At 73.2% G+C, this 14592-nt stretch carries 17 protein-coding genes; 7 read left to right on the forward strand and 10 right to left on the reverse strand.

From position 1 onward, the window contains the following. Nucleotides 1–51 precede the first annotated feature (51 nt). Nucleotides 52–492, forward strand: coding sequence for a D-aminoacyl-tRNA deacylase (dtd, locus tag ACWDCZ_RS14260; RefSeq protein WP_049656260.1), 441 nt, complete (start codon nt 52–54; stop codon nt 490–492). A gap of 54 nt (nt 493–546) precedes the next feature. Here dtd and ygfZ read toward each other — a convergent pair whose 3' ends face one another. The 3 genes from ygfZ to ACWDCZ_RS14275 form a co-directional block, all read right to left on the reverse strand. Then, nucleotides 547–1509 (reverse strand): CAF17-like 4Fe-4S cluster assembly/insertion protein YgfZ, encoded by a 963-nt coding sequence (gene ygfZ, locus ACWDCZ_RS14265; protein WP_049656263.1) that lies wholly within the window; start codon nt 1507–1509, stop codon nt 547–549. Between the two features lie 19 nt (nt 1510–1528). Further along, complete coding sequence (locus tag ACWDCZ_RS14270; RefSeq protein WP_049656259.1) at nt 1529–1993, reverse strand: Fur family transcriptional regulator; 465 nt, start codon at nt 1991–1993, stop codon at nt 1529–1531. Nucleotides 1994–2096: 103 nt separating this feature from the next. Beyond that, nucleotides 2097–2681, reverse strand: a complete 585-nt coding sequence (locus ACWDCZ_RS14275; RefSeq protein WP_049656257.1) for an FABP family protein — start codon at nt 2679–2681, stop codon at nt 2097–2099. Between the two features lie 348 nt (nt 2682–3029). On the opposite strand from ACWDCZ_RS14275, the gene ACWDCZ_RS14280 reads away from it, so the two are divergent. After that, the gene (locus ACWDCZ_RS14280) at nt 3030–3392 is read left to right on the forward strand and encodes a DsrE family protein (RefSeq protein ID WP_049656255.1); all 363 of its coding nucleotides are present in this window, start codon (nt 3030–3032) and stop codon (nt 3390–3392) included. 20 nt (nt 3393–3412) lie between these two features. On the opposite strand, the gene ACWDCZ_RS14285 is transcribed toward ACWDCZ_RS14280, so the two are convergent. The 7 genes from ACWDCZ_RS14285 to ACWDCZ_RS14315 form a co-directional block, all read right to left on the reverse strand. Continuing rightward, nucleotides 3413–3685, reverse strand: a complete 273-nt coding sequence (locus tag ACWDCZ_RS14285; protein ID WP_082346012.1) for a DUF3099 domain-containing protein — start codon at nt 3683–3685, stop codon at nt 3413–3415. 75 nt (nt 3686–3760) lie between these two features. Continuing rightward, complete coding sequence (locus tag ACWDCZ_RS14290; RefSeq protein WP_030059605.1) at nt 3761–4051, reverse strand: DUF1416 domain-containing protein; 291 nt, start codon at nt 4049–4051, stop codon at nt 3761–3763. Nucleotides 4052–4088: 37 nt separating this feature from the next. Beyond that, complete coding sequence (locus ACWDCZ_RS14295; RefSeq protein WP_049656251.1) at nt 4089–4925, reverse strand: sulfurtransferase; 837 nt, start codon at nt 4923–4925, stop codon at nt 4089–4091. A gap of 233 nt (nt 4926–5158) precedes the next feature. Then, on the reverse strand, nt 5159–5239 hold the full coding sequence (locus tag ACWDCZ_RS14300) for an Ms5788A family Cys-rich leader peptide (RefSeq protein ID WP_350517234.1): 81 nt from the start codon (nt 5237–5239) through the stop codon (nt 5159–5161). A gap of 270 nt (nt 5240–5509) precedes the next feature. Then, nucleotides 5510–6244 (reverse strand): LmeA family phospholipid-binding protein, encoded by a 735-nt coding sequence (locus ACWDCZ_RS14305; RefSeq protein ID WP_049656250.1) that lies wholly within the window; start codon nt 6242–6244, stop codon nt 5510–5512. 189 nt (nt 6245–6433) lie between these two features. Beyond that, nucleotides 6434–7870, reverse strand: a complete 1437-nt coding sequence (locus ACWDCZ_RS14310) for a hypothetical protein (protein ID WP_449816050.1) — start codon at nt 7868–7870, stop codon at nt 6434–6436. Nucleotides 7871–7875: 5 nt separating this feature from the next. Continuing rightward, nucleotides 7876–8169: a MoaD/ThiS family protein gene (locus ACWDCZ_RS14315; RefSeq protein WP_049659718.1), complete on the reverse strand. Its 294-nt coding sequence runs from the start codon at nt 8167–8169 to the stop codon at nt 7876–7878. 741 nt (nt 8170–8910) lie between these two features. Here ACWDCZ_RS14315 and ACWDCZ_RS14320 point away from each other — a divergent pair. The 5 genes from ACWDCZ_RS14320 (at nt 8911) to ACWDCZ_RS14340 (ending at nt 14574) form a co-directional block, all read left to right on the forward strand. Continuing rightward, entirely contained in the window at nt 8911–9642 is a 732-nt protein-coding gene (locus tag ACWDCZ_RS14320; protein WP_074006427.1) for a response regulator transcription factor, read from the forward strand. A gap of 125 nt (nt 9643–9767) precedes the next feature. Then, the gene (locus tag ACWDCZ_RS14325) at nt 9768–10826 is read left to right on the forward strand and encodes a LacI family DNA-binding transcriptional regulator (RefSeq protein ID WP_449816051.1); all 1059 of its coding nucleotides are present in this window, start codon (nt 9768–9770) and stop codon (nt 10824–10826) included. Nucleotides 10827–10979: 153 nt separating this feature from the next. Further along, nucleotides 10980–12236: a S1C family serine protease gene (locus ACWDCZ_RS14330; RefSeq protein WP_380781563.1), complete on the forward strand. Its 1257-nt coding sequence runs from the start codon at nt 10980–10982 to the stop codon at nt 12234–12236. 68 nt (nt 12237–12304) lie between these two features. Continuing rightward, nucleotides 12305–13075 (forward strand): response regulator transcription factor, encoded by a 771-nt coding sequence (locus ACWDCZ_RS14335; protein WP_074006426.1) that lies wholly within the window; start codon nt 12305–12307, stop codon nt 13073–13075. After that, nucleotides 13072–14574 (forward strand): HAMP domain-containing sensor histidine kinase, encoded by a 1503-nt coding sequence (locus ACWDCZ_RS14340; RefSeq protein WP_449816052.1) that lies wholly within the window; start codon nt 13072–13074, stop codon nt 14572–14574. The genes ACWDCZ_RS14335 and ACWDCZ_RS14340 overlap by 4 nt, the downstream gene beginning before the upstream one ends. The last annotated feature ends 18 nt before the right edge of the window (nt 14575–14592 follow it).

The raw sequence follows: 14592 nt of genomic DNA on the forward strand, positions 1-14592 counted from the left end.
AGCACCCGGGGGTCCTCCGGAGGCCGTACGGCGCTCCGGCACAATGGCGGCATGCGAGCAGTGGTGCAGCGAGTGACCGAGGCCCGGGTGACCGTGGCCGGTGAGACCGTCGGCGCGATCGAGGGGCCCGGGCTCTGCGTCCTGGTCGGCGCCACCCACGACGACACCCCCGCCAAGGCCGCCCAACTGGCCCGCAAACTCTGGACGCTGCGGCTGCTGCCCGCGAACGACGAGGGCGTCGAGCAGAGCTGCTCGGACCTCGGCGCCCCGCTGCTGGTGATCAGCCAGTTCACGCTCTACGGCGACGCCCGCAAGGGCCGCCGCCCCACCTGGAACGCCGCCGCCCCCGGCCCGGTCGCCGAGCCGCTGGTGGACGAGGTGGTGGCGCAGCTGCGCGCGCTGGGCGCCAAGGTGGAGACGGGCCGGTTCGGCGCCGACATGCGGGTGGCGCTGGTGAACGACGGCCCGTTCACCGTCCTCGTCGAGGTCTGACCCCACCGGGCCCGGCCGGGGCGCCGAGCGGCCCCGGCGCGGCCCTGGACGGCCCTACTGCGGGACGATCACGTCCTGGGTGCCCGGCACCGTGCCGGCCAGCAGCACGGCGTCCACCGGGACGTTCCGCTTGACGATCGCCAGCGCGATCGGCCCCAGCTCGTGGTGCCGGGCCGAGGAGGTCACGAAGCCCAGCGCCCGCCCGTCCGGGTCGGTGGCCAGCCGCACCTCGGTGCCGTGCGGGGGCAGCGTCTCCTCGGTGCCGTCCAGGTGCAGGAAGACCAGCCGGCGCGGCGGGCGGCCCAGGTTGTGCACCCGGGCGACGGTCTCCTGGCCGCGGTAGCAGCCCTTCTGCAGGTGGACGGCGGTGCGCAGCCAGTCCACCTCGTGCGGGATGGTCCGGTGGTCGGTCTCGAAGCCCAGCCGGGGCCGGTGGCCCTCGATCCGCAGCGCCTCGTACGCCCAGACCCCGGCCGCCGGACCGTACCCGGCGGTGAGCCGCTCCAGCTCGGCGCGCGGCACGAACAGGTCGCGCCCGTACGGGAGTTCGCGGACGGCGGCGGCGCCCTCGACGGCGGCGGTGGAGCCGGCCGGCAGGTGGACCACGGCGTACTCGGCGGTCGCGTCGGCGACCTCCACCCGGTAGAAGAACTTCATGCCCTCCAGGTAGGCGACCAGCGCCTCCTGGGTGCCCGGCTCGACGTGCGCCCAGGTGGTGGTGCCGTCGTCCACCAGGTAGAGCGCGTGCTCGACGTGCCCGTTCGGGGAGAGCACCAGCGCCTCGGCGGCCTGCTGCGGCGGCAGCTCGCTGACGTGCTGGGTGAGCAGCAGGTGCAGCCAGGAGAGCCGGTCCGCGCCGGTCACGGTGACCACGCCGCGGTGCGAGAGGTCGACGAAGCCGACGCCCTGCGACAGCCTGCGTTGCTCGCGGAAGATGTCGCCGTAGTGGGCGGCGACGCCCTCGTCGGCCCCCTCGGCGGGGACGGCTCCGGGCAGGGAAAGCAGCGGGCTCTTCACACCGGTCATACCGGCCAGCTTACGGCTGGTCCCCGACGAGCTTGGCGGTGCAGTCGGCGCAGCGGCCGAAGATGGCGAAGTGCTTGAGGTCGGTGTCGAAGCCGTGCCGCTCGCGCAGGCTGTCGATCAGCGGCTGGGCGATCTCGGTGCCGGTCTCGGTGACCTTGTCGCAGTCCCGGCAGACCAGGTGCAGGTGGTGGTGGCGGCCGGCCAGGTGGTAGGTCGGGGCGCCGTGGCCGAGGTGGGCGTGCGAGACCAGGCCCAGCTCCTCCAGCAGCTCCAGGGTCCGGTAGACGGTGGAGATGTTGACGCCGCTGGCGGTCCGGCGGACGTGGCAGAGGATGTCGTCGGGGGTGGCGTGGTCGAGCTCGTCGACGGCCTCCAGCACGAGCTGCCGCTGCGGGGTGAGCCGGTACCCGCGTTCGCGCAGGTCGGCCTTCCAGTCGCCGGAGAGCTGCCAGTCGGTGGTGCCGGTGTCCGCCACGGTACTCGTCCCTGCCAATGGTCGGGGGTCCTGGAGCAAGTGTAGGGACCGGCCGGGGGCCGGTCCCTACCTCGTGCACGGAAGTGCCGGTCGCGCGATCGGCCTACTTGAAGAAGGCGATGCCGTCGTCCGGCAGGTCGTTGATGTCCTTGATCAGCTGGGCCGGGCTGAGCACCTTCTTCAGCTGGGCGGACATGTACGGGCGCAGCGGCACGCTCGGGGCGGCCTTCTCGCCGACCCAGAGCAGCTCGCCGTTGACGAAGCCGTACAGCCGCTTGCCGCCCGAGTACTCCGGGGAGCCCTCGATCCGGGCGACCGCGTCGGTGGAGACGTCGACCTGGGGCTTGCCGTCGGCCAGCTCGCCGTACCAGATCTCGACCGTGCCGTCGTCGCGGACGGAGGAGATCTCGATCCCCCGGACACCGCTGGTGCCGTCGTGGTTGCTGGTGATGCGCCAGAACGCGTGCTCGTTCTCCAGCGGACGGACCTTCTCGCCCTCGCTGTCCAGCACCCAGGTCCGGGAGCGGAACTCCAGGAAGGGGCGGCCGTCGTGGCGGATCACGATCTCCTGGCCGAAGTTGCACTTCTCCGCGCCCGGGAAGTCGTAGACGCCCGCGCCCTCCCAGGTGCCGAGGAGGAAGGCGAGCGGGACGACGTCCCTGTGGAGGTCAGAAGGGATCTCGATCATGTTCCTGGTCGCTGTTCTCGTCGGTGTGGGACTGCCTCAACCGTACGGCAGTCTCAGCGCTGGCCCTGGTACAGCTTCATCACCGAGAAGATGGCGAACCAGGTGATCAGCACGGCCATGAGGGCCAGCAGACCGTCGAAGAAGATTTCCAGACCGGACACGGGTGGCTCCCAGGCGGCGACAGTGTGGTGGATTGTGCTCGGCTCACTCTATCCGCCGGGTTCCGGAGGGTCGCGGTGAGCCCCACCACGTCGCCGTTCGCGCCGTCCTCCCGCGGCTGCTCAAGCTTTGCCCAAGGCTTCCGGGGATGCCGGACGGCGGGGGCGCCGGCACCTCTAAGGTGGCGCCATGGCGAAGAAACTGGTCATCAAGGTCACCGCAGGGGCGGACGCGCCGGAGCGGTGCTCGCAGGCGTTCACGGTGGCGGCGGTGGCCGTCGCCAGCGGGATCGAGGTCTCGCTCTGGCTGACCGGGGAGTCCTCCTGGTTCGCGCTGCCGGGCCGGGCCGCGGAGTTCGAACTGCCGCACGCGGCGCCGCTGCCGGACCTGCTGGAGTCGATCCTGGCAGCCGGCTCGGTGACGCTGTGCACCCAGTGCGCGGCCCGGCGCGGGATCACGCAGCAGGACACCGTCGAGGGTGTCCGCATCGCGGGCGCCCAGGTCTTCGTCAGCGAGATCATGTCGGACAACGTCCAGGCGCTCGTGTACTGAGGCACCTCGCACATTGACGCCTACGGGCGTTCCTCGTGGTCGGGGCGGTCCCGGTCGTGGCCGGGCTCGTCCCACTTCGGGTCGTCCCAGCGCGGGTCGTTCCACCAGTCGTCGTCCGGGTCGCGCTTGTTGGCGAACACCGCGGCGGCCGGCGGGATGACCATCGCGACCACGCACATGCCGATCGCCGCGCCGACCGAGAAGAACCGCACCACGCCCCAGGCCATGACGAACAGGCCCAGGCACACGCCCATCATGGCGAAGTAGTAGCGACGCCGCCGCCTTGCCTGCACCCCTCCACGGTACGACCGAGGGCCCCTGCTCGGCAGGGGCCCTCGGAGTCTGGTCCGGGATCGTCCCGGCTCCGGTCAGACCGCGATCGCGACCTCGACGGCGGTGCCCTGGGAGGCCACCACCTGACGGTCCACGGTCTGGCCCGGCACCAGCGCGCGCAGGGTCCACTTGCCCGGGCGGGCGAAGAACCGGAACTGGCCGGTCGCCGAGGTGGGCACCTCGGCCGTGAACTCGCCGCCCTCGTCCAGCAGCCGCACGTAGCCGTTGACCGGCTCTCCGTCGCGGGTCACCGAACCCTGGATGATCGTCTCGTTCGCCACGTCAACTCCTGCCAGGTCCGGGCCGCCGGCCTTCGCACCGCACATGTCTGTCTCCTTCTGACTTACGGGTCGAGCCGGGGGCTCAGTTGCTGCCGAGCTCGATCGGCACGCCGACCAGGCTGCCGTACTCGGTCCACGAGCCGTCGTAGTTCTTGACGTTCTCCTGGCCGAGCAGCTCGTGCAGCACGAACCAGGTGAGCGCGGAGCGCTCGCCGATGCGGCAGTAGGCGATGGTGTCCTTCGCCAGGTCGATGCCCTCGGCCTCGTACAGCGCCTTGAGCTCGTCGTCGCTCTTGAAGGTGCCGTCGTCGTTGGCGTTCTTGGCCCACGGGATGTTGCGGGCGCTCGGCACGTGGCCGGGGCGCTGCGACTGCTCCTGCGGGAGGTGCGCCGGGGCGAGCAGCTTGCCGGAGAACTCGTCGGGCGAGCGGACGTCGACCAGGTTCAGGGTGCCGATGGCGGCGATCACGTCGTCGCGGAAGGCGCGGATCGAGGCGTCGGCGGCCTGCGCCGTGTACTCGGTGGCCGGGCGGGCCGGCACCTCGGCGACCAGGTCGCGGGAGTCCAGCTCCCACTTCTTGCGGCCGCCGTCCAGCAGGCGGACGTCGCCGTGGCCGTATAGCTTGAAGTACCAGTAGGCGTACGAGGCGAACCAGTTGTTGTTGCCGCCGTACAGCACGACGGTCTGGTCGTTGGCGATGCCCTTGGCGCTCAGCAGGGCCTCGAAGCCGGCCTGGTCGATGAAGTCGCGGCGGACCGGGTCCTGGAGGTCCTGCTTCCAGTCGATCCGGACGGCGTTGCGGATGTGGTTCTTCTCGTACGCGGAGGTGTCCTCGTCGACCTCGACGATGACGACCTTCGGGTCGTCCAGGTGGGCCTGGACCCAGTCGGCGTCGACCAGGACGTCGCTGCGGCTCATGGTGGGTTCTCCATCCGAGGGCGGTTGTGCGGAAGGTGCTGCTCAGGAGGGTGCTGCAGGGTGCCCGGGAGGGTACGGTCCGAAACCCTGTCCGAATAGCGGGACGAGGGGGTGGGCCGGTGCGGCCGGGCAGGAGACTGCGGAGTACCTCGGCGACCGCCGGCCCGGGGGGCCGGGCGCGGTCGCCGGAAAGATCGGCGGCGGGCGTCAACTGCCCTGCCGGGGGCGCCGAATCAGCGCATTCGACACAGACAGGCGGCCACGCGGCACAGGTCTACCGCCCGCCGCTTCGTGAGGTCCGTCTGTCGCTTCATGCCGACGATGCTAGGGACACCGGAGGCCCGCTGTCATCAGCGTATCGAATAGTGGGATCAGAATGACCGGATGATGGGATTTGCCCCCGGTCCGGCCTGTCCGGGCCCGGCCGGCGGCCCCCGGAGGGCGTGCGCGGGGAGCGAACGACACCGCTCCACGGCCCGCGCTGGACAGCGCGTCTCGCGGAGCGGAACGATTCGGCACAGCCCTGGGCGGGCCCCGGGACCGGGCCGGGGACGGGCCGGGGACGGGCTGGGCACGGGCCTGGATCAGCCCAGGAGCTTGACGTCCTTGCCGTCGAAGGTCAGCTGGAGGCCCTCCGGCAGCGGCGTCACACCGCCGCCCCCGCCCTCCTTGTCGGCCAGCTTCAGCCCGGCCGGCAGCGAGTCAAGGGTGAAGCTCATCGGCTCCAGCTGCTGGTTGGTGGCGCCGGCCACCAGCCCCGCCAGCGAGCTCAGCCGGAAGCCGTCCACCGTGACGGTGTTCCCCTTGTTGCGCACGCTGCCCTCGCCGATCTCAATCGGACCCAGCGAGGCCTTGACCTTGCCCGGACCGGCGTAGGCCAGGCTCAGCCGGGAGTTGCCGCCCACCGGCAGCTTGGCGCCGTGCAGCAGCTGGGAGGCGGGCGGCAGCAGCTGCGCGAGGTCCGGGTAGGAGATCACCCCGCTGCCGGTGCCGCTGTCCACCGTGGCACTGCTCATGCTGTCGCTGACCTTGACCCCGGCGAGCCGCGCCTTGAACGAGTGCAGCGCCACCTGGTGGCTGCCGTCGCCGACGGCCAGGCCGTCGGAGGAGATCCGGACGTCGTCCAGCTTCATCGACAGCACCTGGGTGAGGAACGGGAAGCCCTCGATCGAGACGTCCGGGCGCTGGCTCATCCGGCCGCTCTTCACGATCCGGTCGGCGGCCTCGTCCTCGGCCACGCCCACCGCGATCCGGTCCGCACCCAGCAGCAGGCCGGAGAGCACCGCCAGACCGATCGTGGCCTTCAGCCATCCGCGCATCGTGTCCCCCGTCGTCGCCGGTCGCTGTGGTCGTTCGTCGCTGTGGTCGTTCGCAGTGGGTCGTTCACCGTTCCGCGGCGGACGCAGGACACGTCCGCCCTCGCACGACCGTACGACGTCCCGCCCCGGAACATGGTTCCGGGGCGGGAATTCGACCTGAACAGGCCTGGACGGGTGGGTACGGGTGGCTCAGGCCAGCAGCTCCGTGGCGATCCAGGCCAGCGGCGCGGCCACCGCCAGCGGCAGCGCCACGCCCGCCGTCATGTGCACGAAGCGGGACGGGAAGTCGTACGCCGCGACCCGACGGCCGACCAGCGCACCCAGCCCGGCCAGCGCACCGAGCGCCGGCGGGGCCCCGACCAGCAGGCCCAGCAGCACCGCCGCGGCCAGGCCCAGCACCGGGCCCAGCTGCTTCGGCCCGGGCAGCGGCGCCGCGGCCAGCAGGGTGGCCAGCGCCACCGCGCCCACCGCGGCCGGCACCCAGTCGGCCAGCAGCAGCGCGGTGCACAGCACCGTCACCACGGTGGCCGAGCCGAGCACGGTCAGCGCGTAGAACCGCTCCTTCGGGTCCGACGGGCGGAACGTCTGCAACACCAGGACGAGCAGGAAGAACCCGCCCAGGGTGCCCACCACGGCCGCCACGCCGCCGTCGGAGTCCGCCAGCAGCACCGCCACGTCCGCCGTCAGGCCCGCCAGCGCGGCGAGCAGGATGCCCTGCCGGGCCGGCCACATGCCGTTCAGCCGGAACCAGCCGGCCGCCGTCAGCAGCTGGAGCGGCGCGACCACCAGGGCCAGCGCGACCTGCCCGAGCGCGGCACCGCCGGCCAGCAGCGCGGCGATGCCCACCGTGATCAGGGCCGGCTGCAGGCCCGGGTCGATGATCGGCGAGCCGGTCCGGCCGCGCGGACCGGCGGGCGGCACCGCCTGCGGCGGGACGGCCCCGTACGGCGGCGCGGCGGGGGCGCCCAGCGGGCCGGGGGCCACCGGGCGCTTGAGCGTCATGGTCGGCGGGTCGAAGGCCTCCGCCGCCTGCTGCGCGGGGGCCTGCTGCGGCGCCGGGGCCGCGTGCCGGGCCCGCGGCCCCGGCGGCCGGGGGAGCTGCAGCTGGATCGTCGGATCCGGCTGGGGCTGCACCGGCTGCTCCGGCGGCCGCCGCCGCTGCCGCGGCTGCGGGGCCTGCGGCGGCTGCGGGACCTGCTGGGGCTGCTGGGCCTGCGGGACCTGGGGCGGCTGGTACGGCTGGTGGGCCTGCTGCGGCTGGTGACCCTGCGGCTGATGCGGCTGGTGACCCTGCTGCCGGGGCGCGCCCGACAGCGGACCGGACACCACCACCGGCGGCAGCAGCGCCGTCGCCTCGGCGTCGCTCACCGCCGGCACCGGCGGCAGCAGGGTGGTCGCGGCCGCGTCGTCGAACGCGGGCACCGCCGGCAGCACCGCGGTCGCCGCCGCGTCGTCCACCGGGTAGCCGTACGGCGACTGGTGGCCGGGCTGCTGCGGCGGGACGTACGGCTGCTGCTGCTGCGGGTACGGCTGCTGTCCCTGCGGCGGGTACGGCTGGTGGGGCTGCTGCGGCCACTCGCCGTGGCCGCCGTGGTTCGGGTGGTTCGGGTTGTTCATGTCCGTCACGCCGCTCAGCCTCCCGCGAACGGCGGGAGGACCTCGACCGTCCCGCCCTCGGTCAGGGCGACGGTCGCGTGGTCGCGGCCGCCCACCTGGGCCCCGTCGACCAGGTACGAGCAGTGCCCGAGCAGCTGGACGAGCTTCGGCCGGTCGGCGTGCCGCGCCCTGGCCGCCGCCAGCGCCTCCGCCAGGGTCGCCGCCTCGTACGGCTCCTCGGCCAGCCCGGCCTCGGACTTCGCCGCCGCCCAGTAGCGGATCGTCCCGCGCACCCGGGCGCCGCTCGCGGGCTCGGTGGTCGCGCCCATCGGGCCACCCCTTCTCGTCGTCCTCGCCCGGCTCCGGTACCCCGGTCCGGCTCGCCACCGCGACGGCCGCCCGACCACCCGAACGATGGACCCGAACAGCGCCTCCGATGTGCGCCCCCCATGATGGCGTGTCGGCCACCACGAGCGGCAATCGCCCTGGCCGGACCAGCACGGAGTACGCACCGGCCTCGCACCGGACCGCCACCCGGAGGCGCCGGACCAGCGCCGGACCGGCGCTCGAAGCTGTGTCCAGCCTCACCCGGCGCACGCCCGAATTGGGCGAACCGCCGGATTCCGGCACTCCCGGCGGAGGGGGCGGTCGGCTATCCTCGACCACCAAGAGGGATCCGGGCAGAGTCGCCCCCGGGTCCTTTTGTGCTTCCAGGACGCCGGTACGGACGTTCTTGCGATTCGTCGGCCCACCCCCGGCGCGCAGCAGGGACCTCCCGGCCGGCGCGGCACAACGACGTGCCCCGGCCGGCCGGGGCATCGCCACCCGGCACCGGGCCGCCACCCGGCGCCGGACCAGACCGGAGGGTTCGCGGTGAGGAACAGGGCAGAAACGGTGCGCCCGGGGTTGCGGGACCCCCGGCGGACCCGCCGTCGCGCCCCGCACGCCGTCCGCTCCCCCGGTCCGCCGCGACCGGCCGTCGTCCTCCCCTCCCCCTCAGCACGTGCGCCATCCGGCTGTGGCGGCAGCCGTCACGCGACCGCGACGACCCGGAAAGGGGACCACCGGGTATGAGTTCTCTCCTCCTCCTCACCAATGCGCTGCAACCGTCCGCCGAAGTGCTGCCCGCCCTCGGACTGCTGCTGCACAACGTCCGGGTGGCCCCCGCCGAGGGCTCGGCCCTGGTGGACACGCCCAGCGCGGACGTCATCCTGGTCGACGGCCGGCGGGACCTGCCGCAGATCCGCAGCCTCTGCCAGCTGCTGCGGTCCACCGGCATCGGCTGCCCGCTGATCCTGGTGGTCACCGAGGGCGGCCTGGCCGCCGTCACCGCCGAGTGGGGCATCGACGACGTCCTGCTGGACACCGCGGGCCCGGCCGAGGTCGAGGCCCGGCTGCGGCTCGCGCTCGGCCGCCTCCAGGTCGTCACCGACGACAGCCCGATGGAGATCCGCAACGGCGACCTCTCGGTCGACGAGGCGACCTACTCCGCCAAGCTCAAGGGCCGGGCGCTCGACCTCACCTTCAAGGAGTTCGAGCTGATCAAGTACCTCGCGCAGCACCCCGGCCGGGTCTTCACCCGGGCGCAGCTGCTGCAGGAGGTCTGGGGCTACGACTACTTCGGCGGCACCCGGACGGTGGACGTGCACGTCCGGCGGCTGCGCGCCAAGCTCGGCGTGGAGCACGAGCAGCTGATCGGCACCGTGCGCAACGTCGGCTACCGCTTCGTCGTCCCGGAGAAGCCCGAGAAGGGCGAACGGCCGGAGCTCGCCCAGCGCCCCGCCACCCCCCTGGACGCCTGAGGACCGGCCGGGCGGGCCGTCCCCCGCCCGGCTTGTCCGGTTCCTCCCGGAGCCGCCCGCCGGCCTGCCGAACAAGGCCCCAGCTCCCCCTGCCGCCCCGGAGGCCACACGCGTAGACTCCCCCCGTGGCCAAAGTGACGCGCGACGATGTAGCCCGGCTGGCTGGTACCTCGACCGCGGTCGTCAGCTACGTCATCAACAACGGTCCGCGCCCGGTCGCACCCGCGACCCGGGAGAAGGTCCTCGCGGCGATCGACCAGCTCGGCTACCGGCCGAACAGCGTCGCCCAGGCGATGGCCTCCCGGCGCACCAACCTGATCGGCATGGTCGTCCCGGACGCCCGCCAGCCCTTCTTCGCCGAGATGGCGCACGCCGTGGAACGGGCCGCCTCCGAGCGCGGCAAGCTCGTGCTGATCGGCAACTCCGACTACGTGGACGACCGCGAGGTGCATTACGTCCGCGCCTTCCTCGGGATGCGCGTCTCCGGCCTGATCCTGGTCAGCCAGGGCCCCTCGCAGCGCGCCGCCGAGGAGTTCGCCGCGATGGAGGGCGCCAAGGTCGTGCTGCTGCACCGCCGGCCCGAGGCGATCGACGACGTCGCGGTGGTCACCGACGACGTGGCGGGTGCCGAGGCGATCGTGCGCCACCTGCTGGAGGTGCACGGGCACCCGTACGTGGCCTGCTTCGGCGGCCCGGTCGAGTCCCCCGCCCCCGGCGACCCGGTCATCGACCACGTCGAGGGCTGGCAGCGCGCCATGGACGCGCACGGCGTCCCCACCGAGCCGCACCTGATCGACGCGCCCTTCCACCGCTACGGCGCCTACGACGTCGCGCTCGGCGTGCTCCGCTCGCCGGACCGGCCGCGGGCGATCTTCTGCTCCACCGACGACCAGGCGATCGGCGTGCTGCGGGCCGCCCGCGAGGTCGGCCTGCGGGTCCCGGAGGACCTCGCGGTGGCCGGCTTCGACGACGTGCCGGAGGCCGCGCTCGCCGACCCGCCGCTGACCACCGTCGCCTCCGACCGCGACGCGATGGCCCGGGCCGCCGTGGACCTGGTGCTGGACGACTCGCTGATGGTGCCCGGCTCGGACACCGAGCGGGTCCGCACCTTCCCGTCCCGGCTGGTCATCCGCCGTTCCTGCGGCTGCGGCGGCGACGCCCCCGACCGGTCCGTACCGGAGTAGCCGGCCCGGACCAAAGCGGCGGGCTCGTACCGGAACGGCCGGTTCCGCTCGGCAGGCGGGCTGACCAGGCTTTATGAGAACCCAACGGGCTTCTCTCCCCGTTCTGAGCCGGTTCTCATCCACTCCTCATGCACCGGGCCGAGCTTGGTCGACATGAGCGAGAAGCAGCAGCACCCCAGCGAGCAGTACGGCCCGTACGAGCCCCACGAGCAGTACGACCCCTACCAGGCCCACGGCCGGTACGGGCAGCACGGCCAGTACCAGGCCCCCGGGCAGTACGAGGCCCAGGAGCCCCGGGTGATCGAGGGCACCGTGCTCGGCGGCGGCCCGGCCGCCGGCGGCTCCGGCACCACCGGCGCGGACGGGTACGGGCCCGGGTACAGCTACCGCGAGGACCACTCCGACGGCGGCTTCGACGCACCGCCGCCGCCCCCGCCGATCCCGCCCGAGCCGCCCACGATCCTCGGGCCGGGCTCCCCCGAGGGCCCCGGCCACCACGGCGGCCGGGCCCGGCGCGGACTGCTGCGCGGCCGGCTCGCCCTGGTCACCGCCGTCGCCGCGGTCGCGGCCGTCCTCGGCGGGGTCACCGGCGGCCTGGTCGCCGCCGACCACCAGGGCTCCGAGAACCGCGTCGGCACCATCGCCAGCCCGGTCTCCGCCCGCTCCGACGGCACCGCCGACGTGGCCGCCGTCGCCGCCGCCGTCTCGCCCAGCACCGTCGAGATCACCGTCAAGACCGGCAACGGCACCGCCACCGGCACCGGCGTCGTCCTGAACACCGACGGACAGATCCTCACCAACTACCACGTGATCGACACCGCGTCCGCCGGCGGCCGGATCACCGTCACCTTCAAGGACGGCTCCACCGCCCAGGCCACCGTCACCGGCACCGACAAGGCCCTCGACGTCGCCGTGATCACCGCCACCGGCGCGAAGAACCTCACCCCCGCCGTCCTCGGCGACTCCTCCACCGTGGCCATCGGCGACCCGGTCGTCGCCATCGGCAACCCCGACGGCCTCACCGGCACCGTCACCTCCGGCATCATCAGCGCCGAGAACCGCGACGTCACCGTCCAGCTCGACGAGGGCAGCACCAGCAACAACGGCGGCTTCGGCCTCCCCTACCTGCCCGGCGTGCCCGGCCTGCGCGGCACCGCCCCGCAGTCCGACAGCGGCAGCACCACCACCTACAAGGCCTTCCAGACCGACGCCGCGCTCAACCCCGGCAACTCCGGCGGCCCGCTCATCAACGCCAACGGCCAGGTCATCGCCATCAACTCGGCGATGTACGCGCCCGGCGGATCCGGCTCCTCCGGCGGCTCGGCCGGCAGCGTCGGCCTCGGCTTCGCCATCCCGATCAACGACATCAAGCAGGTCCTGCCGAAGCTCGAAGCCGGCCAGAACCTGTGAGCACCGCTCCCTGAGACGGACAATTGCTCCCAGCAGGCCCTCCACCCGACGAGAAAGGGCACCCGCCCATGACCCCGTCCGCCGACGACCGCACCACCGCCGAGGCCGGCCACCCCTTCGCCCGGCTCCTCGTGGTCGACGACGAACCCGCCCTCCGGGACGCCCTGGAGAGCAGCCTCGCCTTCGAGGGGTACGAGGTCGCCACCGCCACCGACGGCTACGAAGCCCTGGAATCCGTCGAACGCGACCGGCCCGACCTCGTCCTGCTGGACATCATGATGCCCCGGATGGACGGCCTCACCGCCGTCCGCCGGATGCGCTCCCGCGGCGACACCGTCCCGGTGCTGATGCTGACCGCCCGCGACGCCGTCGGCGACCGCGTCACCGGCCTCGACGTCGGCGCCGACGACTACCTCGCCAAGCCCTTCGAGCTCGACGAACTGCTCGCCCGCGTCCGCGCCCTGCTGCGCCGCAACGCCCTCGCCGCCGAGGCCGCCGCCCGCGCCGCCGTCGAGGACGAGAGCGAGGTGCTCGCCTTCGCCGACCTGCGGATGAACACCGCCACCCGCGAGGTCACCCGGGCCGGCAAGCCGATCGAGCTCACCCGCACCGAGTTCATGCTGCTGGAGATGTTCCTCGCCCACCCCCGCCAGGTCCTCACCCGCGAGCAGATCCTCAAGGCGGTCTGGGGCTTCGACTTCGAGCCCTCCTCCAACTCCCTCGACGTGTACGTGATGTACCTGCGCCGCAAGACCGAGCAGGGCGGCATGCCCCGCCTGATCCAGACCGTACGCGGCGTCGGCTACGCCCTGCGCCCGGCCGCCGGCACGAGCGCGTGAACCACGTCCCGCCCCCACCGCTGGCACCCCCGCTGGCACCGCCCCGCACACCCCGCCGCCGACAGCGCCTCCTCCACTGGTTCCGCTCCCGCTCGCTGCGCAGCCGCCTCACCTTCCTGAGCGCGGCGGCGGTGGCGGTGGCGATCGCGCTGTCGGCGCTGGCGTGCTGGTTCATCGTGGAGAAGCAGCTCTACGGTCAGGTGGAGACGGAGCTGCGCAACGCGCCGCAGCCGCGAGGGGTGGTTCTCCACGTCCCCTGTCCCAGCTCGCCGGAGGCGGCTCTCCAGCAGGTGCAGACGGCCTCGCCGGAAGTGACCGGTGGCCCCGTTCCCCGCGACACCCAGTACGTCGTGACGGATCCGATCCAGGTATGCCTGCCTCCGAACGCGGCCAGGGCGATCGCGCTCCAGAAGGACGACGCCCAGGCGCTCCGGCTCAAGGGCACCCAGTCGATCATTCGCGACGGCCACTACACCAACGGCGATCCCGCCATGGTCCGGATCTCCGTCGCACGCAACCCCGGACTCCCACCGGTGCTGGTGATGGTGGCGACGCCCACCCAGCCCGTCGAGGACTCCCTCCAGGGCCTCGCCATCCTCCTCGGCTCCGTCTCCGCCGGCGGCATCCTGCTCGCCGCCATCGCCGGCCGGCTGGTCGCCCGCTCCTCCCTCAAGCCCGTCGACCAGCTCACCGACGCCGTCGAGCACATCGCCCGGACCGAGGAGGTGGGCACCACCATCCCCGTCAACGGACACGACGAGATCGCCCGCCTCTCCACGTCCTTCAACTCGATGAGCACCGCCCTCGCCAACTCCCGCGAGCGGCAGACCCGGCTGATAGCCGACGCCGGGCACGAGCTCCGCACCCCGCTGACCTCCCTGCGCACCAACGTCGACCTGCTGATCCGCAGCAACGACACCGGCCGCCCGCTGCCCGCCGCCACCAAGACCAAGCTGCTCGGCAACATGAAGGCGCAGATGCAGGAGCTCACCGTGCTGATCGGCGACCTGCTCCAGCTCTCCCGCCCGGACACCCCGAAGAGCGGCCCGGCCCCCACCGTGGTCGCCCTGCACGAGCTCGCCGGACGGGCCGTCGAACGGGCCAAGCTGCGCGGCCCGGGGCTGGTCTTCGAGACCGACACCGAGCCCTGGTACGTACACGGCGACGCGGCCGGGCTGGAACGGGCGGTGATCAACCTGCTGGACAACGCGGTCAAGTACAGCCCGCCCGGCGGCACCATCGACGTCCGGCTGCACCGGGGCGTGCTGACCGTCCGCGACCACGGCCCCGGCATCCCGCCGGACGAGCTCCAGTACGTCTTCGACCGGTTCTGGCGCTCGCCCTCCTCGCGCCAGCTGCCCGGCTCCGGCCTCGGGCTGTCGATCGTCGCGCAGAGCGTCCGGGAGGCGGGTGGCGAGGTCACCCTCGGCCCGGCCGCCGACGGCGGTCCGGGCGCGCTGGCCACCGTCCGCCTGCCCGGCGGCCCCGCCCCGGAATGACGGAATGACGGAATGACG

The organism is Kitasatospora sp. NPDC001225 (assembly GCF_053597855.1).